The organism is Limnospira fusiformis SAG 85.79, assembly GCF_012516315.1.
Classification (GTDB): Bacteria; Cyanobacteriota; Cyanobacteriia; order Cyanobacteriales; family Microcoleaceae; genus Limnospira; species Limnospira fusiformis.
Genome location: NZ_CP051185.1, coordinates 3,661,595 through 3,680,268 on the forward strand (window position 1 = coordinate 3,661,595; position 18,674 = coordinate 3,680,268).

The following is an 18,674-nucleotide window of genomic DNA, read 5'->3' on the forward strand; positions in this document are numbered from 1 at the left end:
CAGGTTTGACCTGTGGTCAGATACTTGGGCAAATCAATAGCGCCTGAGTAAAGCCGATTTTGTAGTTATGATAGGAGCCAAGACACCAATATGGGAAAAGTAGTTGGAATTGACTTAGGAACCACAAACTCTTGTGTAGCGGTAATGGAAGGTGGTAAACCCACTGTAATAGCCAATGCAGAGGGTCTTCGCACCACCCCGTCAGTAGTTGCTTATGCTAAAAATGGCGATCAGCTAGTGGGACAAATCGCCAAGCGCCAAGCGGTCATGAACCCGGACAACACATTCTATTCAGTAAAACGGTTCATTGGTCGTAAGCAGGAAGAAGTTAGTAATGAGTCTACAGAAGTTTCTTACAAGGTTCTCAGAGACAGTAGCGGCAACGTTAAGCTAGACTGTCCCGCACGAGATAGACAATTTGCGCCAGAGGAAATTTCCGCCCAGGTACTACGCAAACTGGTGGAAGATGCTAGTACCTATCTAGGGGAAACGGTAACGGAAGCTGTAATCACTGTTCCGGCTTACTTTAATGACTCTCAACGCCAAGCGACTAAGGATGCTGGTAAAATTGCTGGTGTTGAAGTTAAGCGGATTATCAACGAGCCTACCGCTGCTTCCCTAGCCTATGGGATGGATAAAAAAAGCAATGAGACTATTTTAGTCTTTGACCTTGGGGGTGGTACTTTTGATGTTTCCATCCTAGAAGTGGGTGATGGGGTATTTGAAGTATTGGCTACCTCTGGTGATACTCACCTCGGTGGTGATGACTTTGACAAAAAAATAGTGGACTACCTCGCTGGGGAGTTCATGAAAGCAGAAGGTGTTGATCTGCGTAAGGATAAACAGGCGCTACAACGTCTAACAGAAGCGTCGGAAAAAGCGAAGCAGGAACTATCTAGCGTTACCCAAGCTGAAATTAACTTGCCGTTTATTACGGCGACTAGCGATGGTCCTAAACATTTGGATATGACCCTCACCCGCGCTAAGTTTGAGGAAATCTGCTCTGATTTAATTGACCGCTGTCGCATTCCTGTGGAAAATGCGATCCGGGATGCGAAACTGGATAAGTCTGCTATTAATGAAGTGGTAATGGTAGGAGGTTCTACCCGTATTCCAGCGGTTAAGGAGTTGGTTAAACGGGTTCTGGGTAAGGAACCTAACCAAACGGTGAACCCTGATGAAGTGGTGGCTGTGGGTGCTGCGATTCAAGCGGGTGTTCTGGCTGGTGAGGTTAAGGATATTCTGCTGCTAGATGTTACTCCTCTGTCTCTGGGTGTGGAAACCCTGGGCGGTGTGATGACTAAGATTATTCCCCGTAATACCACTATTCCTACTAAGAAGTCTGAGGTGTTCTCAACAGCAGTTGATGGTCAGACTAATGTGGAAATTCACGTTCTCCAGGGTGAACGGGAAATGTCCAATGATAACAAGAGTTTGGGAACTTTCCGCCTCGATGGGATTCCTCCGGCTCCCCGTGGTGTTCCTCAAATTGAGGTAACTTTTGATATTGATGCCAATGGTATCTTGAATGTTACTGCTAAGGATAAGGGTACTGGTAAGGAACAATCTATCAGCATTACTGGTGCTTCGACTTTACCGGATACGGAAGTTGAACGCATGGTTAAGGAAGCTGAAAAGAATGCAGCCACCGACCGTGAACGCCGTGAACGTATTGACCGTAAGAACCAGGCTGATACTTTGGCTTATCAGGCTGAAAAGCAAATTTCGGAACTGGGTGATAAGGTTCCCGCTGATGATAAGTCTAAGATTGAGGCTATGATTAAGGACCTGCGGGATGCGATCGCTCAGGAAAATGATGATCAGATTAAAACCTTGACTACAGATCTGCAACAGGCGCTATATACTCTCAGCAGTAATCTATATCAGCAAGCTGGTGGCGCTGCGCCGGGTGCTGAGGGGCCTGGACCGGGTGCTGGTCCTACTGATGGTGATGGAGGCGGTTCTGATGATGTAATTGATGCGGACTTCACCGAAGCTAAATAAGTTAGTAAAGGTTGAGTATTGCAGATAATTTGACTCGGATTCTATGATAGAGGGTATTATATTAATATCCCTCTATTTTTTTGGGAATTTGTCGAGGAGGTTCTTTGAAAAAAGCGATCGCACTACGAGAACTCAGACAATTTAGTGATTTTTTAGATCGAGCTATTCGCATTCCCGGAACTTCCCAAGGTATTGGTTTAGATCCTCTCATCGGATTAATTCCTGGTGGTGGTGATTTATGGGGAGCGGTATTAGCTGCATATATTGTGTTTAGGTCTTTGCAATTAGGTGTACCTAAGAAATTATTGCTGATTATGACATACAATATTGTCATAGATACGGTGTTAGGAAGTGTGCCAATATTTGGTGATTTATTTGATGTATTTTGGCAAGCCAATGTTAAAAATGTCGATATATTAGAGTCATATTTAAGTGATTGTGAAGGGGAAGATATAAACAATATTAAAAACTATTCAGCCGGGAATTTTTCGGGTAAAGGTTGCCTGATATTTACGGCGGTGTTATTCGTCACATCAATCATAGTTTTGGCATTAATAATTATTGTGTCTTTCAGCGGTTAAATAATGTGGAATTGCCTATATATATGGGCAGAGATTGGGGGTTAATCCTAATTAAATATCAAAAGGCGATCGCTTGAATCATACTTAACAAAAATTTAACATATAGTAACTGCCAGGATAATTAGGGAGTTGGCTGTTCCCTGTGGTAAGTAAAGACCAGGCACAGCTTACCCCTACTTTTCAGTGTTAAACTTCCTGTAGTATGTATTACCTGTTACCCGATTCAGGTATTATCCAATCAATCACCTGTTTCCCGGACTCCCGGGATTAATTTGAGATTATGGCAAAATCTAAAAAAACCGACAACTCCACATCTGTCAAAATTGACATGAAGGACCCTCAATACTTTTTTAACCGAGAACTGAGTTGGCTAGAATTTAACCGCCGGGTACTAGCGGAAGCATTAGATCCTCGCACGCCACTATTAGAGCGTCTAAAATTCATGGCAATATTTAGTTCCAATTTAGACGAATTTTTTATGGTGAGGGTAGCCGGGTTAAAACGCCAAATGGAAGCCCATGTTAATAAACGTACCCCTGACGGTCGCACTCCCAGACAGCAGCTTACAGAAATTCACGAGAAGTTGCTACCCATGGTATCTGAGCAACATAATGTTTTTGATAAAATTATCAAACCTGAACTAGGACAACATAATATTCACCTCCTGAACTACATTGACTTAAATCAGGAACAGCGGAACTATTTACACGAGTATTTCGAGTCACAAATTTTCCCAGTTCTCACTCCGTTAGCCATTGATAGAAGCCATCCTTTTCCCTACTTATCTAACCTCAGTCTTAATCTAGTGGTGGTGCTAAAAAATCCCGAAACTAACGAAGATCTATTGGCTCGAATTAAAGTCCCGAAACTATTACCTAGATTTATTGCTATTCCCGACCAATTCCAGAAACGGGAAGAGAGCGAAAGTTGTTTTTGGGCGGGAGTTCCAATTGAACAGCTAATTGCTCATAATTTGGAATCTCTATTTCCCGGAATGAATATCCTCGATTACTATCCCTTCCGAATTACCCGGGATGCGGATTTATCGGTTCAGGAGGATGAGGGAGATGATTTATTACTAGCGATTGAACAGGAGTTAAGAAAGCGACGTTTAGGCGGTTCGGTGGTGAGATTAGAAGTAAATACCGCCATGCCTGAGTATATCCGAGATATGTTAATGGAGGAACTAGAAATAGATCCAGAGGATATTTATAGCTTAGATGGACTGCTAGACCTGAAGGATTTGATGTCATTTATAGGCCTTCCTATACCGGAGTTAAAAGATCCTGATTGGACTCCGGCTCTACCCAAATGGTTAGCTGATAGTGATGAAACTACCTGTTCGAGTAATGGGGAACTGGAAAAGGATATTTTTGCAATTATTCGACAGGGTGATGTATTGGTGCATCATCCCTATCAATCTTTTTCAGCGACGGTACAGCAGTTTATTACCCAGGCGGCGGATGATCCGAATGTGTTGGCGATTAAGATGACTTTGTACCGAACTTCTGGGGATTCGCCAATTATTAATGCTCTCATTGCGGCGGCGGAGAATGGTAAACAGGTGGCGGCTTTAGTGGAGTTAAAGGCGCGATTTGATGAGGAAAATAATATTCATTGGGCGCGGAAGTTAGAACAGCGGGGAGTTCATGTGGTTTATGGGGTGGTGGGGTTAAAAACCCATACCAAAATTGTGATGGTTGTGCGCCATGAAGAAGGTCATATCCGCCGTTATGTTCATATTGGTACGGGGAACTATAACCCGAAAACGGCGAAACTTTATACAGATTTGGGGTTGTTTAGTTGTCGGGAAGAGTTGGGAGAGGATTTAACGGATTTGTTTAATTTCTTGACGGGGTATTCTCGCCAACAGTCCTATCGAAAATTGCTGGTTGCGCCTGTGAATATGCGCGATCGCTTTTTGGGTTTAATTCGCCGGGAAATTGACAACTGTAACGCCGGGAAGACGGGGCGAATTGTGGCGAAGATGAATTCTTTAGTAGACCCGGAAATAATTGCTACTCTTTATGAGGCTTCCATGGCGGGAGTAACGATTGATTTAATTGTGCGAGGGATTTGTTGTTTACGTCCGGGGGTGAAAGGAATTAGTGAAAATATCAATGTAATTAGTATTGTGGGGCGATTTCTGGAACACTCTCGGATTTTCTATTTCCACAATCATGGTGAGGAGGAGGTTTATATTGGTTCAGCAGATTGGATGCCGAGAAATTTAAACCGACGAGTAGAGGCGATCGCACCAGTAGAAGATCCGAAAATTGTCAAAGATTTACAGGAAATCCTAGGGATTATGCTATCAGATAATCGTCATGCTTGGGATTTACAGTCTGACGGGATTTATATTCAGCGTCAACCGGCTGATAAGGCTCCTGAACTAAGCGCCCAAACAATTTTTATGGAAACAGCGGAAACGGGGAAATAAAGTCCCATCAAAGTGCGAAAAACCCCACCGTTTATAGGTGGGGTAAATTTTCCTAACTGTTAGGAAATCAACCTCTAATTCCCCCTGTTATAAAGGGAGAATTAAGGAGACTGAATTAGTCTAGGTCAGGCATAGCGAGAACTGGCTCAGTCTCGCGATCAATTCCTTTTTCAAAGCCAGCCACAGCAGCGCGGGCGCGACCTGCGTGCCACAAGTGACCAACCAGGAAGAAGAAAGCGAGAATAAAGTGAGAAGCAGCCAGCCAAGCACGGGGGTTAACGTAGTTGAACCCTTGAGCTTCAGTAATGATACCGCCTACGGAGTTGATAGAACCGTTAGGAGCATGGGTCATGTACTCAGCAGCGCGACGTACTTGCCAAGGCTGAATGTCATTTTTGAGCTTGTTCAGGTCAAGGCCGTTAGGTCCACGCAGAGGCTCAAGCCAGGGGCCTTTGAAGTCCCAGAAACGCATAGTTTCACCACCGAAGATGATTTCACCAGTGGGGGAGCGCATCAGGTATTTACCCAGACCAGTGGGGCCTTGGGCGGAACCGATGTTAGCACCGAGTTTTTGGTCACGAACTAGGAACACAAAGGACTGAGCTTGGGATGCTTCAGCGTTAGTGGGGCCATAGAATTCGCTGGGATAAGCGGTGTTGTTAAACCAGACGAAAGCAGAGGCAATGAAAGCCATCAGAGACAAAGCACCGAGGCTGTAGGATAGATAGGCTTCTCCAGACCAGATGAAGGCACGACGAGCCCAACCAAAGGGCTTAGTCAAAATGTGCCAAACACCACCAGCGATGCAGATCAGACCGATCCAGATATGACCGCCGATGATATCTTCCATGTTGTCCACACCAATTATCCAACCTTCACCACCGAAGGGGGCTTTAAGTAGGTAGCCAAAGATAACCAACGGGTTTAGGGTAGGATTGTTGATGATGCGAACGTCACCACCACCAGGAGCCCAAGTATCGTAGACACCGCCAAAGAACATGGCTTTGAATACGAGTAGAAGCGCACCGCAGCCCAACAGAATCAGGTGATAACCGATGATGTTGGTCATTTGGTTTTTATCTTTCCAGTCGTATCCGAAGAAGGAGGAATATTCTTCCAGGACTTCAGGACCACGAACAGCGTGATAAATGCCACCTAAGCCGAGAACTGCAGAGGAGATCAAGTGTAGTACGCCGACGACAAAGTAGGGGAAAGTGTTAATCACTTCACCACCAGGCCCGACACCCCAACCTTGGGTAGCCAAGTGAGGCAACAGAATCAGACCTTGCTCATACATGGGCTTTTCGGGAACGAAGTGGGACACTTCAAACAGGGCCATTGCCCCAGCCCAGAATACAATGAGTCCAGCATGGGCTACATGAGCGCCCAGCAGTTTTCCAGAAAGATTGATTAAACGAGCGTTACCAGACCACCAGGCGAACCCTGTGGATTCTTGGTCGCGACCGCCTAAGTAAGAATTGCTAGAGAGCGTTACCACGCGGTAATACCTCCTCAGGGAATACAAAGTTTTGATGAGGTTGATCGGCTGGAGCCATCCAAGCGCGAATACCCTCGTTGAGCAGAATGTTCTTAGTATAGAAGGTTTCAAACTCCGGATCTTCTGCGGCGCGTAATTCTTGTGACACGAAGTCATAAGCACGCAGGTTTACAGCTAGACCCACTACACCGATGGAACACATCCACAGACCTGTTACGGGAACGAACAGCATGAAGAAGTGTAACCAACGTTTGTTTGAAAAAGCAATACCGAAAATTTGAGACCAAAAGCGGTTGGCTGTCACCATGGAATAGGTTTCTTCCGCTTGGGTCGGTTCAAAGGCTCGGAAGGTGTTAGATCCTTCTCCGTCTTCAAACAGGGTGTTTTCTACTGTAGCACCATGAATAGCACATAGTAGCGCACCGCCGAGGATTCCCGCAACTCCCATCATGTGGAAGGGGTTTAGAGTCCAGTTGTGGAATCCTTGGAAAAATAGGATAAACCGGAAGATACCTGCTACACCAAAGCTGGGAGCAAAGAACCACCCCGACTGACCCAAGGGGTACATTAAGAATACGCTCACGAACACGGCAATAGGGCCGGTGAAAGCGATCGCATTATAAGGACGAATGCCAACCAACCGGGCGATTTCCAACTGACGCAGGCAGAACCCAATCAGTGCGAAAGCTCCATGCAGGGCTACAAAAGCCCATAAACCCCCTAATTGGCACCAGCGGGTAAAGTCCCACTGAGCTTCGGGACCCCACAGGAACAGTAGGGAGTGCCCCAAACTGTTAGCGGGGGTGCTGACGGCAGCGGTCAGAAAGTTGCAACCTTCTAGGTAGGAACTGGCGAGTCCGTGGGTGTACCAAGAGGTAACAAAGGTGGTTCCTGTCAACCATCCCCCGATAGATAGATAGGCGCAGGGGAAAAGCAGGATACCCGACCATCCCACAAATACGAACCGATCGCGCTTCAGCCAGTCATCGAGGACATCAAACCATCCTCTAGTGACTTGAGGGCGCTCGACTGCTATAGTCATTTGAGAACGTTCCTCGGGATTTTCTAAAGATCATGCTTTGTTAAGCAAGTTAACATAAATATATATTACAGTTCACATTTTTGGCAAAGATTTCTGAGATTTTTATGAACACACAGACAGAAAAGGCCGCTATGGGCGATCGCATTCTTGAAAAGCAAATCTTAGGTTCGCGTCGCTTCAGTAACTACTTTTGGGCGACCACAATCACTATTGGCGGGGTAGGTTTTCTGCTGGCTGGGCTTTCCAGCTATTTGGGCCAGAACCTGTTACCCTTTGCTGACCCTTCCCAACTAATTTTTCTTCCCCAGGGGCTGGTCATGGGACTTTATGGCACTGCTGCCATATTATTAGCGACATACCTATGGCTAGTCGTTATCTGGGATCTTGGTGGCGGTTACAATAGATTTGACCAGGAAACTGGGGAAATCGAGATTTTTCGTTGGGGGTTTCCTGGCAAGAACCGCCGGGTTGAGTTCAACTGCAATCGTTCCCAAGTCCAATCTATTCGGGTAGATCTCAAAGAAGGACTTAGCCCCCGTCGCGCCTTGTATCTAAAATTAAAGGACAGGCGGGAAATTCCTTTAACCAGGGTGGGCCAGCCTATGGCTTTATCTGAGCTAGAAAATGATGGGGCCCAACTGGCTAAGTTTCTACAGGTTCCCTTGGAGGGACTTTAACATCAGGTACATGAAAAATAGACTACTAACCATGATTAGAGGGTGGCTGTGGCTTTTGTCTCTGGTGTTCCTGGTTCTGGTAACTGGCTGTGGTAACCCATCAGTTGGGGACTCCATGGGGGTCCAAAATACCACGCCACCCGGCGGCAGTCAAAGGGCTGCTTCCATTTCTGCAACTAATAATTCAAGCATAATGAGCAATTTACCAAGACTCGAAGGAAAGGCAACTATTGTCATGACGGTTAACGGATCGCCGATTACCATTGAGGTAGACGGCATAGCAGCCCCAATTACGGCGGGAAATTTTGTAGATCTAGTTAATCGTGGGGTTTATGATGGGGTGTCTTTTCATCGTGTCGTGCGCGACCCACAACCTTTTGTGGTTCAGGGTGGCGACCCCCAAAGTAAGGATGAAACTGTTCCGACTTCTCGGTTAGGTACGGGGGGATTTATTGACCCGGACACTTCCCAACAGCGCTATATCCCCTTGGAAATTAAACCGAGGAATGCGGATGAACCGATTTATGGCAAAACCTTTGATCAGGCTAAGATTAATGTGGCTCCCCTATTAAGCCATACCCGGGGGGCGGTAGCTATGGCTCGTTCCGCATTACCTGATTCTGCTTCCTCTCAGTTCTATTTTGCTCTGTCGGATTTGCCTTTCCTAGATGGCAATTATGCGGTTTTTGGCTATGTTGTCGATGGTATGGCGGTTGTAGACCAAATTGAACAGGGCGATCGCATTGAGTCGGCTAAGATTATTACGGGGTTAGAGAACCTCCAAAATTAGCAGATTGTTACGATTTGCAACAAGAAACTCAGTTTCTGGGTTGGTAAGTGGCTGTGGATGTTGTGGTTACCGGAATAGGTTTGCGTTCGGCTAGTGGTGATCTTAACCAGACTTGGGAAGCTATCATTAAGGGTCAGACGGCGATCGCCTTGTCTCAACCTTTCCGGGAACTTCCCCCGTCGCCTCTAGCAATGTGGGGAAGCCAACCCACCCACCTACAGCCACTAATTCAGCCGACGGTAGCTGAGACTTTAGCAGATGCCAGGTTAGAATTTCCCTTAACTGATTGTGGGGTAGTAGTGGGGTCTTCTCGTGGCTACCAAGCCGATTTAGAAGGACTGGCTAGGGACACTACAGACAGTTGTCTGGGATTATTCCCTGGTTTTCTGCATGGTCAACTAGCTGCTACGATCGCCGCTATAATTGGCTCTGAAGGTCCGGTATTGAGTCCTATGGCTGCTTGTGCGACCGGACTGTGGGCGATCGCTCAAGGATTTGAGTTACTTAAAACCCAACAATGTCAGCGCGTGATCGTTGGGGCACTCGAGGCTCCCATTACTCCCCTAAGTTTAATCGGATTTGCCAAAATGGGTGCTTTAGCCTCCCGGTCTGCTTACCCATTTTCTCGGCGGCGAGATGGTTTAGCCTTGGGAGAAGGCGCGGCGCTTTTGGTATTGGAGTCAGCAGAACTTGCCCATCGCCGCCATGGTAAGATTTATGGGAGTATTTTAGGCTTTGGTGTCACGGTGGATGCCTGCTATCATAATAAGCCTGATGGTGAGGGAAAAAGTGCGATCGCTGCTATTCAAAGAAGCCTTAATGACAGCCATCTTCATCCTACTGATATTGACTATATTCACGCCCACGGAACTGCTACCATTTTAAATGATAAACACGAAGCCTTTATTATTAATCAACTATTCCCCCATGGTGTAGCGGTGAGTTCCACCAAAGGCGCAACAGGTCACACTTTAGGCGCTTCTGGTGCTTTGGGGGTCGCCTTTTGTTTAAAGGCATTAGAACAGCAACTTTTACCGCCTTGTGTAGGGTTACAGGATTTAGAATTTCCCCTAGATGTAGTCACCACTCCCCGGTCAACGGTGGTCAATAATGTGCTGTGTTTAGGGTTTGGATTTGGGGGGCAAAATGTGGCGATCGCTTTAGGAAAAAATCAGCAACTAATCTAGGGATGATTCATGTACCAAACTGCCGGAATTTGATAGATATCAAGACCATGCCAATTTTAGATAGTTTAAATGGGATTCAATGGCAAAATCGACCTAAGTTAATTTCCTTGTTTTCTGGGTGTGGCGGAATGGATTTACCATTTCATCGGGCGGGTTTTCAAGTGGTTTGGGCGATTGATTGTAATGAGGCGGCTTGTCAGACTTTTAGGCGGAATATTTCCGAGAATATCGCCTGTGATAATATTCAAGAAATTGAGATCACTAAAGTTCCCCAAGCTGACTTAATTACCGGAGGTTTTCCCTGTCAAGATTTTTCGATGATTTGGAAGCGTCCCGGACTCACGGGAACCAGGGGAAATCTGTATACCTACTTTTTAGAGTTTATTCGTTACCATAAACCTAAAGCATTCATTGCGGAAAATGTCAAGGGTTTACTCAGTGCCAATAAATATAAGGCGATCGCTAAAATTATTGCGGATTTTGAAAACATAGAACCGGGTTATGTGGTCAAGCCAAAACTGTACAATTTCGCCGATTATGGAGTCCCCCAATATCGGGAAAGGGTCTTAATTGTGGGGGTAAGAATGGATACAGGCTTTAATTTTATTCATCCTTCCCCGGAATATGGAAGCGATCGCCTTTATCCCTATCTCACCGCCAAACAAGCCTTAAAAGACGTGGAAAAAGTGGCTGATAATAATGAACATCAAAGGATCCATTCTCGCACCGTCGAAATTATCAAGCGCATTAAACCAGGGGGAAATTATACAGATATTCCCCAAGATAGCGAATACTATGTCAAAGGAATGATTAGTCATGTATATCGACGACTCCACCCAGACCAACCCTCCACAACTATTATCGCTGGGGGTGGTGGGGGAACTTGGGGTTATCATTATCAAGAACCGCGATCGCTGACTAACCGGGAACGTGCGAGGTTGCAGACTTTCCCGGATGATTTTGTCTTTGAAGGGTCTGTAACCGAAGTTCGTCGTCAAATTGGAAACGCGGTTCCTCCTGATGGTATGGTAGCATTAGTCAAAGCATTAATCCCACTATTTAACAACTCATATCAACCCGTAGATTTATATCAATTTAATCAGGAATTACAGAAACTTTCCCTTAGCGATCGCCTCAAATTAGCCAATTCCGAATCAGCCATCAACTCCCCAAATAGTCTCAGTAGCTTAACCCTTTCACCTCCTCAGCCACAGCCACCCCCCAACCCACAGAACCAGGAAAAGGAGCCACTTTCCAGCCTTGATTAGTCAACCCAGGATGTACCCCTTTTATTCCGGGTATAATAATCGGAATATCAACCACCTCCAACATAGCCAAATCATTAGGACTATTCCCCAAACCAATAGTCGTAATACTTTCCCCCCTATTAACCTGTTGATATCGATTAACCAGCCATTGAACCGCGCCACCTTTTCCCGCCTGGTCTCCAATTAAATGAGAAAAGCGATCGCCAACCACCACATTAAACCCCAGGGCTTTGACCTGATGTGCTAACCTCTCCGGATCCACATGGTGAGGAGTAATAAAAGGCTCAGTAAACTCTCGATTTTTTGCCCGTTGTGCTTCCGGTTCCGACAAACCAGTTAACTGCATAATATCGGCAATATTCAAATCACCGAACCCCGTCAAATCTTCACCAATCGCCGCGCTCAAATCTCGCAAACCGTCGCGCACTTGTGCATAAACACATCCCCGTTGCCTAAAATAGTATTTTCCCGCCCTTTTCATCTCCTCAGAAAACAGATAATCTTGATGTGGGGGAATAAAAATAGCACTGCCGTTTTCCACAATAAACGAATCCGTCAACCCGATTTCTGTTGATAATACCTCCACCTCGGCGCGAGTTTTGCTGCTGACCGGGATAATCGGGATCTGTTGTTGTTCGAGGTCTGCGATCGCCCTTATAGCCCCATCGTAGCCATAATCATCAGAATTTAGTAGAGTACCGTCTAAATCAGTAAAAATTAGCAACATAGCACAAGCCCAACACAGCCAAAGCAGTGATATAATGACAAAATTATCACCCTAGTAGTTAGTATATTTGGAATTGTTCATGTCAGTTTTGGCTGCGATCGCGGTTCTTGGAATCTTAATCGTCGTTCATGAGCTTGGCCACTTCATGGCGGCGCGACTTCAACATATCCACGTTAATCGATTCTCCATAGGCTTCGGTCCCGTTTTGTGGAAATATCAAGGCCCAGAAACTGAGTATGCACTGCGAGGCTTTCCCTTGGGGGGTTTTGTCGGCTTTCCCGATGAAGATCCCGATAGTGAAATCCCCAAAGATGACCCAAACCTGTTGAGCAATCGACCAATTTTAGATAGGGCGATCGTAATCAGTGCTGGTGTAATTGCTAACTTGATTTTTGCCTACTTGTTATTAGTGGTTCAGGTAGGAATGATTGGCGTTCCCGACTTTGACTATCAACCGGGTGTCCGAGTCCCCTCTGTAGCCAGTGATGTTAGTTCAGCGGCGGCGAAAGCTGGGATTGAGGATAATGATCTAATCATATCCGTGAATGGAGAGGAACTAGGAGCCGAGTCTAAGTCCATTACCCGCTTGATTGAGGTAATTCAGTCTAACCCTAACCAACCTCTAAAAATGGAAGTTCAACGGGGCGATCGCATTATCCCCGTAGAAGTGACTCCAGAACCAGGCTCCGATGGTAAGGGTCGTATTGGAGTACAACTAAGCCCTAACGGTCAAATTGTCCGTTATCAGGCTGATGGGATAATTGATGCGTTTGTCAAAGGTGCTGAGGAATTTCAGCGGATTTTTAACTTGACTTTGGCGGGGTTTTCCCAACTGATTAATAATTTTCGGGAAACAGCTCCCCAACTTTCCGGTCCCGTCGCTATTGTGGCGATCGGTGCTAATATAGCCCGTTCCGATGCTAGTAATTTATTCCAATTTGCTGCCCTAATTAGCATCAACCTCGCTATAATTAACATCCTCCCTCTCCCGGCTCTTGATGGCGGTCAGTTGGCGTTTCTGCTGATTGAAGCCCTACGGGGTAAACCTTTACCGCAACGGGTACAAGAAAGCGTCATGCAAACCGGATTGATGTTGTTGTTGGGGTTGGGTATTTTCCTGATTATTCGGGATACTGCCAATTTAACCGATCTCAGTTGGGTGCGATCGCTACTCCAATAGGATTGAGCCAAAAATGAGCAGCCACCAACACCATAAACTCCGACATCGCGCCCTAGAAGTTCTTGTGCGTCTCAAGCGTTTATATCCTGATGCCGCTTGTACTCTCAACTATGAGACACCTTTACAGCTATTGGTAGCCACTATCCTCTCAGCACAATGTACTGATGAACGGGTTAATCAGGTGACACCAGCTTTATTTAAGCGCTTTCCTGATGCTTTCTCTTTGGCGACCGCGGATTTGCAAGAGCTGGAAACTTTGGTGCGATCGACTGGATTTTATCGCAACAAGGCTCGCCATATCAAAGAATCAAGCCGGATGATTGCTGAGAAATTCGGCGGGGAAGTTCCTAAACGCATGGAACAATTGCTCGAATTACCCGGAGTAGCCCGTAAAACCGCTAATGTGGTCATGGCTAATGCTTACGGGATTAATATGGGCGTGACTGTTGATACCCATGTGCGTCGTCTCAGTCAACGGCTGGGATTGACTCAGCATAAAGACCCCGTTCGCATTGAGCGGGATTTGATGCAGGTTCTACCTCAGCCAGATTGGGAAAATTGGTCAATCCGATTGATTTATCATGGGCGTGGGATCTGTACAGCCCGCAATCCGGCGTGTTACAATTGCAAATTGTCAGATTTATGCCCATCAGCACAGATCGGCTAGTAGGATTATCTAAACTTGATTAGGAGGCGTTAACTCTAAAAATGGCTAAAAAAAGCATGATCGAGCGTGATAAAAAGCGCAAAGAATTGGTTGATAAATATTCCGACAAGCGCCAACAACTGAAAGAACAGTTTGACAGTGCTACTTCTCAGGCGCAAAAAATGACTATTCACCGCCAGATCCAGCAACTACCCCGCAACAGTTCTCGCACCCGTCTGCGGAATCGATGCTGGGTAACAGGACGGCCTAGGGGATATTACCGCGATTTTGGCTTGTGCCGCAACCAATTGCGAGAAATGGCTCACCAGGGACTTTTACCCGGTGTGGTTAAGTCTAGCTGGTAGGATCGGTATCGATGGGGAGTTGGGATAATTCCCCGATTCCCGATCAACACTTGACTACTGACCGCAGCAACGCTCGTATCCTAGGCTCTGTAATAGTAAATCGCTGACGGCATTGGCGATCGCAAACTCACCGAAAAAGGTTTTGGAAAAGTCGAATGATTCCATCTCCGTCACAATGGCGATCACTAAGCAGCCTAGATCGTTTTCCCCCTCTATGCGCTGGCGCACGAAAATCTGTGAGGCGCGTTCCGCTATCTCGGCGTTCACCGCTTCCGGTATAAATTCGCGATCGAGCCAGTCATGTAACGTCTTTTTCAGCCACTCCCCTTCCTGTAGGGGATTTTCAACAGGGGGTAGGGTAATAGGTTTGGGCGGTTCAGCCATAATCATATTATCTCTAGTGTGTTTGCTTCAGTTAGTTTTGAATGACAGTCACAACTGGTGACTCTAAGGTTTTTTCTGTCCCAGTTTGATCATCTCGGTCCAGTTGCTCTATTCTAGCTTGGATCAATGCTACTAGGTGAACTCTCACCATTTCCGCAAATATGCGGTTAATCGATGATTCTACCTGGTTAGCCTCGATTTTGCAGCAAACTTGATAGGTTTTATACTTCTTGACTTTATAGGTCTTCGTTTTGGGGTCTAAAACTTTATTGGTGGTGGTGCGACTCTGAATTGATACTGATGGCTTGGGGCGACGATACCAAAATAGACGATAGGACCGAGTATTTTCATTACTCTGAAACCGTAAAATTGTGTCCGTTGAACCCCACATTCTCACAGTGTAAGCATTATCAACTTTGTGGATCCGTAAATATCCCCAATCTTTTTCGGTTTGATTTAACAGTTTGCTTAAAGTATTCTCCAGCATCGGATAAGAAAGATTGTTAACCATATTATTGAATCAATAAAAGCTGATTTTAGACTAACTTACCATTCTATCACATTTCGGCGAATATGCAATATGATATATCAGCAATTATTGAAGGATATGCTCAAGGCTATTTCTTAATGGCAAATGATGGGGAAGACTCCCTAGGATGGTACAGCAGCCACCAACGAGCCTTGATTCCCCTAGATGAACGTTTCCGCTATCCGCGATCGCTTCAACGATTCCTTAATCAAAATCGCTTTCAAGTCGCGATTAACGGCGATTTTGATGCAGTGGTGGAAGGCTGCGCTGACCGCGAAAATACTTGGATTTCGGCGGAATTAAAGCGCATTTATCAAGTATTGAATAGACAGGGATGGGCTCATAGTTTCGAGACCTGGGAAGGCGATCGCCTCGCTGGGGGGATTTTGGGAATTGCGATCGGCGGCGCTTTTATCGGCGAGTCTATGTTCTTTAATATTCCTAACGGCTCAAAAGTAGCAATGGTCAAGCTCGTTGAACACCTGCAAAAACGGGAATTTTGCCTATTTGATGCCCAAATGAATAACCCTCATTTAGAGCGTTTTGGGGCTTTTATTGTCAGTAAAAAACAATATAATCAGTTACTGTCAAAAGCCCTCAAAAAAAGGTGTTTTTTTGATTAATAAGCCCCGCCGCCTCCTCCTGAATTAGGAGTATCGTTAACAGGAGGATCTTGGGCTTGACAGGCTGAAGCATTAAAGGGATTATTGCAGGCTGCTACAACTTCACCGTCACTAAGGGACGAGTTTCTAGCCTCAGCAACAGTGGTTATGCTGAACGTAGACCCGATGACTAAAACTAAGACAGTTGTAAATTTGAGTAAGCATCTCATAATGGAACATAACCTCTGTGAACTCAATCGCCTGATTCTCGGCTCATAGATTCCCTTTACTGTCTACACTTAATTATATCAGTGATTTTACGGATGTATTTTTCTCCGAAGAGCTAGTGAGCCAACACACAATCTCTAAAGTGGTATCCTGCCACGGATCTAGCTTTTGTAAAGAATTGTTAAGTTTTCAGATATAGACCCTCACCATTTAATATACAGCACTAAGTATTTTTAGACAAGTCACGCTTCTGTAATATTTGGAGGTACAGGGGGGGTCAACTCATAGGAGTTCTGATGTCGGCTTTTGGCGCGATACATAGCCGCATCAGCTTTTTGAACTAAAGTTTCATAATCTTGACTGTCCAGGGGATAGAGGCTAATTCCGATACTCAGACCGATGGTAATAACATGGCCATCGAGTTCTGACTCTTGAGTTACCTGGTCTAGTATTTTTTCCGCCACCCTGACCGCATCAGCATGACTAGGGATTCCTGGTAGGATGATAGTAAATTCATCACCCCCAAGGCGACTCACAGTGTCACTAGCGCGTAAACAGCCTCGCAAACGTTCGGCGACCAGTTTAAGCACTAAATCCCCGACATGGTGTCCGTATTGGTCATTAATAGGTTTAAAATTGTTAAGGTCGAGAAAAAATAGCCCGACAAACTTTTGATTAGTATCAGCCCAGATTAAGGCTTGGGTGAGGCGTTCCTCAAATAGTTGGCGGTTGGGTAAACCTGTGAGGGGGTCATGGTCAGCCCTTTGCTGAAGTTCAGCGTTATATTTTTCCAGCTGTTCGGCTAGTTGTCGGAGGGTTTCTTCGGATTTTTTGCGTTCGGTAATATCGCGAATTATCCCAACCAAAAACAGATTACCTGCTGCGTCTTTATGAAGCGATCGCTTAGTCGCAATCCAGTGATTAACGCCACTAGCATCAGTTAATTTTTCCTCATTTTCCTGTTCCCAGTTAGTCTGAAAAGCCAGTTCATCCTGTTCATAAAAAAGATCCGCTTCCCTCTTCGGGAATAAATCATGGTCACTTTTCTTTAAAATCATCTCCACCGGGAAGCCGACCAATCGCGAATAGGCTTGATTAACCACCATTTTTTTATGGTCTTTAGTTTTGACATAAATAGGGTCAGGAATAGTGTTAATAATGCTATTAAGGAAATCGGTTGAGCGTTTAAATTCTTCTTGAATATGTGCTAAGTAAGTGGTGACTACAATACCAGAAGCCCCCAGGGTAATTAAAGGTGGTACAACGGGAATCCACCAGCCCATTAAAAGCACTAGATAAGCGCCTGTAAAGATACCGCCGCTAAGTAAAATAATCATCAATATGGAACGATAAGGCGATCGCAGTTTCCAGGACAAACTAGCACCGACCCAAGACCAGAAGATAATCCAGAGCCATTCTACAGGTTCTGACCAACTAGACATTAGGGGACGTTCTTCTAGGATTGTAGTTAAAATTTGGCTGAGAAAATTAGCATGAAGTTCCACGCCATAAATAAAACGAGGTTCTTCAAATAGACTGCTACTGTAGGGGGTTAAGTGAAAATCTTTGACACTAAAAGCCGTAGACCCAATCATGACAATGCGATTTTGAAATAGAGAGGGTGGGACATCTCCATTCAACACATCTCTGAGGGAAACGGTTTTAAAACCTACAGCGGGATTGCGAAAATTAGCTAATACTTGATAACCAGCATTATCAGCGCGGACATAAGGCCCATCATTGGGTTGAAATTTCGGAAAAACCACCCCATTAAATTGCACTTCATAATTATCAGTTAAAGTGGGAAAAATGCCATGATATTCCAGTTCTATCAAAGCCAACTGAAGCGCAAAACTCCGTCGAGTCTGACCATCATCACTACCAGCATATAATAAATTGCGACGGATGCGACCATCGGAGTCAATGACAAAGTTATTAAATCCGATCATACCTATTTCCGCCAAAGCCGGGGGAGGTGGAACGGCGGCGACTTTAAGAGTTTCCAGGAGTTCAATACCAATCAAATTAGGAATATTTGTTAAGGCTTGGGTAAATTCATCGTGACCGGGTTCCATGGGTATACCCCGATATAAATCCAAACCGATCGCCCTAGGTTCTGCGTGATTAATAATGTATAATAAATCAGCTAAAATGGCATCAGAAACGGGGAACCCATACTCTCTTAAATCCTGTTCATCAATACCAATAATCACAATCCGGTCTTCTGGAGATTCCGGGAGACGAGCGCGGACTAACACATCAAAAACAGCTAATTCGGAGGTTTGTAGAAGTCCTACAAGCCTGACTATAAGCACAGCCGCCGCCACTCCAGAAGAGGTAATCCAGATGTGCTTACGTTCCAAAAACCATAATTTTAGGGAAGTTAAAGCCTGCTGAGGATACTTACTAAATCCCTGTAAGATTCTGAACATCCGATCGCTTATCCCTACAAATGTGATGGAACTCAGACCCACCCTGATTATAGACAGTTCAAATTATGGTGAGAGCGATCGCTCAACCTCAGAA

Annotated in this window: 18 protein-coding genes; 11 read left to right on the forward strand and 7 right to left on the reverse strand. The window is 45.4% G+C overall.

Annotation, left to right across the window (positions count from 1 at the left end; genetic code table 11):
* Positions 1-90 precede the first annotated feature (90 nt).
* The 3 genes from dnaK (at position 91) to ppk1 (ending at position 5,025) form a co-directional block, all read left to right on the forward strand.
* On the forward strand, positions 91-2,004 hold the full coding sequence (gene dnaK / locus HFV01_RS17235; protein ID WP_006620415.1) for a molecular chaperone DnaK: 1,914 nt from the start codon (positions 91-93) through the stop codon (positions 2,002-2,004).
* A 104-nt stretch (positions 2,005-2,108) separates the two neighbouring features.
* Positions 2,109-2,585, forward strand: coding sequence for a DUF4112 domain-containing protein (locus HFV01_RS17240; protein ID WP_006620416.1), 477 nt, complete (start codon positions 2,109-2,111; stop codon positions 2,583-2,585).
* A 280-nt stretch (positions 2,586-2,865) separates the two neighbouring features.
* Positions 2,866-5,025 (forward strand): polyphosphate kinase 1, encoded by a 2,160-nt coding sequence (ppk1, locus tag HFV01_RS17245; RefSeq protein ID WP_006620418.1) that lies wholly within the window; start codon positions 2,866-2,868, stop codon positions 5,023-5,025.
* 115 nt (positions 5,026-5,140) lie between these two features.
* Here ppk1 and psbC read toward each other — a convergent pair whose 3' ends face one another.
* Entirely contained in the window at positions 5,141-6,523 is a 1,383-nt protein-coding gene (gene psbC, locus HFV01_RS17250; protein ID WP_006620419.1) for a photosystem II reaction center protein CP43, read from the reverse strand.
* Positions 6,507-7,565 (reverse strand): photosystem II D2 protein (photosystem q(a) protein), encoded by a 1,059-nt coding sequence (psbD, locus tag HFV01_RS17255; RefSeq protein WP_006620420.1) that lies wholly within the window; start codon positions 7,563-7,565, stop codon positions 6,507-6,509. Before psbD ends, psbC begins: the two co-directional genes overlap by 17 nt.
* A 104-nt stretch (positions 7,566-7,669) precedes the next feature.
* Here psbD and HFV01_RS17260 point away from each other — a divergent pair, with 104 nt between their 5' ends.
* From HFV01_RS17260 to HFV01_RS17275, 4 genes are read left to right on the forward strand one after another with little or no spacing between them, the layout of a single operon-like run.
* Complete coding sequence (locus tag HFV01_RS17260) at positions 7,670-8,242, forward strand: photosystem I assembly protein Ycf4 (protein ID WP_008049765.1); 573 nt, start codon at positions 7,670-7,672, stop codon at positions 8,240-8,242.
* Positions 8,243-8,252: 10 nt separating this feature from the next.
* Positions 8,253-9,032: a peptidylprolyl isomerase gene (locus HFV01_RS17265; protein ID WP_081587629.1), complete on the forward strand. Its 780-nt coding sequence runs from the start codon at positions 8,253-8,255 to the stop codon at positions 9,030-9,032.
* 47 nt (positions 9,033-9,079) lie between these two features.
* Positions 9,080-10,219 (forward strand): beta-ketoacyl-ACP synthase, encoded by a 1,140-nt coding sequence (locus tag HFV01_RS17270; RefSeq protein ID WP_006620424.1) that lies wholly within the window; start codon positions 9,080-9,082, stop codon positions 10,217-10,219.
* Positions 10,220-10,266: 47 nt separating this feature from the next.
* A complete protein-coding gene (locus HFV01_RS17275; RefSeq protein WP_193520241.1) occupies positions 10,267-11,487 on the forward strand; it encodes a DNA cytosine methyltransferase in 1,221 nt (406 codons plus the stop codon).
* On the opposite strand, the gene HFV01_RS17280 is transcribed toward HFV01_RS17275, so the two are convergent.
* A complete protein-coding gene (locus tag HFV01_RS17280; RefSeq protein WP_193520242.1) occupies positions 11,399-12,214 on the reverse strand; it encodes an HAD-IIB family hydrolase in 816 nt (271 codons plus the stop codon). The two genes, HFV01_RS17275 and HFV01_RS17280, sit on opposite strands and share 89 nt — an antisense overlap.
* Positions 12,215-12,293: 79 nt before the next feature.
* Between HFV01_RS17280 and rseP the strand changes: the two genes are divergently transcribed.
* From rseP to rpsN, 3 genes are read left to right on the forward strand one after another with little or no spacing between them, the layout of a single operon-like run.
* On the forward strand, positions 12,294-13,394 hold the full coding sequence (gene rseP / locus HFV01_RS17285) for an RIP metalloprotease RseP (RefSeq protein ID WP_006669657.1): 1,101 nt from the start codon (positions 12,294-12,296) through the stop codon (positions 13,392-13,394).
* A gap of 13 nt (positions 13,395-13,407) precedes the next feature.
* Positions 13,408-14,061, forward strand: coding sequence for an endonuclease III (nth, locus tag HFV01_RS17290; RefSeq protein ID WP_006620428.1), 654 nt, complete (start codon positions 13,408-13,410; stop codon positions 14,059-14,061).
* Positions 14,062-14,102: 41 nt separating this feature from the next.
* Positions 14,103-14,405, forward strand: coding sequence for a 30S ribosomal protein S14 (rpsN, locus tag HFV01_RS17295; RefSeq protein ID WP_006620429.1), 303 nt, complete (start codon positions 14,103-14,105; stop codon positions 14,403-14,405).
* Positions 14,406-14,459: 54 nt separating this feature from the next.
* On the opposite strand, the gene HFV01_RS17300 is transcribed toward rpsN, so the two are convergent.
* Both HFV01_RS17300 and HFV01_RS17305 read right to left on the reverse strand, forming a co-directional pair.
* Positions 14,460-14,789: a DUF8822 family protein gene (locus HFV01_RS17300; protein ID WP_006617915.1), complete on the reverse strand. Its 330-nt coding sequence runs from the start codon at positions 14,787-14,789 to the stop codon at positions 14,460-14,462.
* Positions 14,790-14,820: 31 nt separating this feature from the next.
* Positions 14,821-15,300: a hypothetical protein gene (locus HFV01_RS17305; protein WP_006620431.1), complete on the reverse strand. Its 480-nt coding sequence runs from the start codon at positions 15,298-15,300 to the stop codon at positions 14,821-14,823.
* A gap of 62 nt (positions 15,301-15,362) precedes the next feature.
* On the opposite strand from HFV01_RS17305, the gene aat reads away from it, so the two are divergent.
* On the forward strand, positions 15,363-15,941 hold the full coding sequence (aat, locus tag HFV01_RS17310; protein WP_006669656.1) for a leucyl/phenylalanyl-tRNA--protein transferase: 579 nt from the start codon (positions 15,363-15,365) through the stop codon (positions 15,939-15,941).
* Here aat and HFV01_RS17315 read toward each other — a convergent pair.
* A complete protein-coding gene (locus HFV01_RS17315; RefSeq protein ID WP_006669655.1) occupies positions 15,938-16,150 on the reverse strand; it encodes a hypothetical protein in 213 nt (70 codons plus the stop codon). The genes aat and HFV01_RS17315 overlap by 4 nt on opposite strands.
* A gap of 240 nt (positions 16,151-16,390) precedes the next feature.
* Positions 16,391-18,580, reverse strand: coding sequence for a CHASE2 domain-containing protein (locus tag HFV01_RS17320; protein ID WP_008049657.1), 2,190 nt, complete (start codon positions 18,578-18,580; stop codon positions 16,391-16,393).
* Positions 18,581-18,674 lie beyond the last annotated feature (94 nt).

What these genes read in the sequence shown, in the direction of transcription:
- aat (WP_006669656.1), top strand. Translation starts at nt 15,363, where the DNA reads ATGCAATATGATATATCAGCAATTATTGAAGGATATGCTCAAGGCTAT.
- rpsN (WP_006620429.1), top strand. Translation starts at nt 14,103, where the DNA reads ATGGCTAAAAAAAGCATGATCGAGCGTGATAAAAAGCGCAAAGAATTG.
- ppk1 (WP_006620418.1), top strand. Translation starts at nt 2,866, where the DNA reads ATGGCAAAATCTAAAAAAACCGACAACTCCACATCTGTCAAAATTGAC.
- HFV01_RS17305 (WP_006620431.1), bottom strand. Translation starts at nt 15,300, where the DNA reads ATGGTTAACAATCTTTCTTATCCGATGCTGGAGAATACTTTAAGCAAA.
- dnaK (WP_006620415.1), top strand. Translation starts at nt 91, where the DNA reads ATGGGAAAAGTAGTTGGAATTGACTTAGGAACCACAAACTCTTGTGTA.
- HFV01_RS17300 (WP_006617915.1), bottom strand. Translation starts at nt 14,789, where the DNA reads ATGGCTGAACCGCCCAAACCTATTACCCTACCCCCTGTTGAAAATCCC.
- HFV01_RS17320 (WP_008049657.1), bottom strand. Translation starts at nt 18,580, where the DNA reads ATGTTCAGAATCTTACAGGGATTTAGTAAGTATCCTCAGCAGGCTTTA.
- HFV01_RS17280 (WP_193520242.1), bottom strand. Translation starts at nt 12,214, where the DNA reads ATGTTGCTAATTTTTACTGATTTAGACGGTACTCTACTAAATTCTGAT.
- HFV01_RS17275 (WP_193520241.1), top strand. Translation starts at nt 10,267, where the DNA reads ATGCCAATTTTAGATAGTTTAAATGGGATTCAATGGCAAAATCGACCT.
- HFV01_RS17260 (WP_008049765.1), top strand. Translation starts at nt 7,670, where the DNA reads ATGAACACACAGACAGAAAAGGCCGCTATGGGCGATCGCATTCTTGAA.
- HFV01_RS17265 (WP_081587629.1), top strand. Translation starts at nt 8,253, where the DNA reads ATGAAAAATAGACTACTAACCATGATTAGAGGGTGGCTGTGGCTTTTG.
- nth (WP_006620428.1), top strand. Translation starts at nt 13,408, where the DNA reads ATGAGCAGCCACCAACACCATAAACTCCGACATCGCGCCCTAGAAGTT.
- HFV01_RS17315 (WP_006669655.1), bottom strand. Translation starts at nt 16,150, where the DNA reads ATGAGATGCTTACTCAAATTTACAACTGTCTTAGTTTTAGTCATCGGG.
- psbD (WP_006620420.1), bottom strand. Translation starts at nt 7,565, where the DNA reads ATGACTATAGCAGTCGAGCGCCCTCAAGTCACTAGAGGATGGTTTGAT.
- rseP (WP_006669657.1), top strand. Translation starts at nt 12,294, where the DNA reads ATGTCAGTTTTGGCTGCGATCGCGGTTCTTGGAATCTTAATCGTCGTT.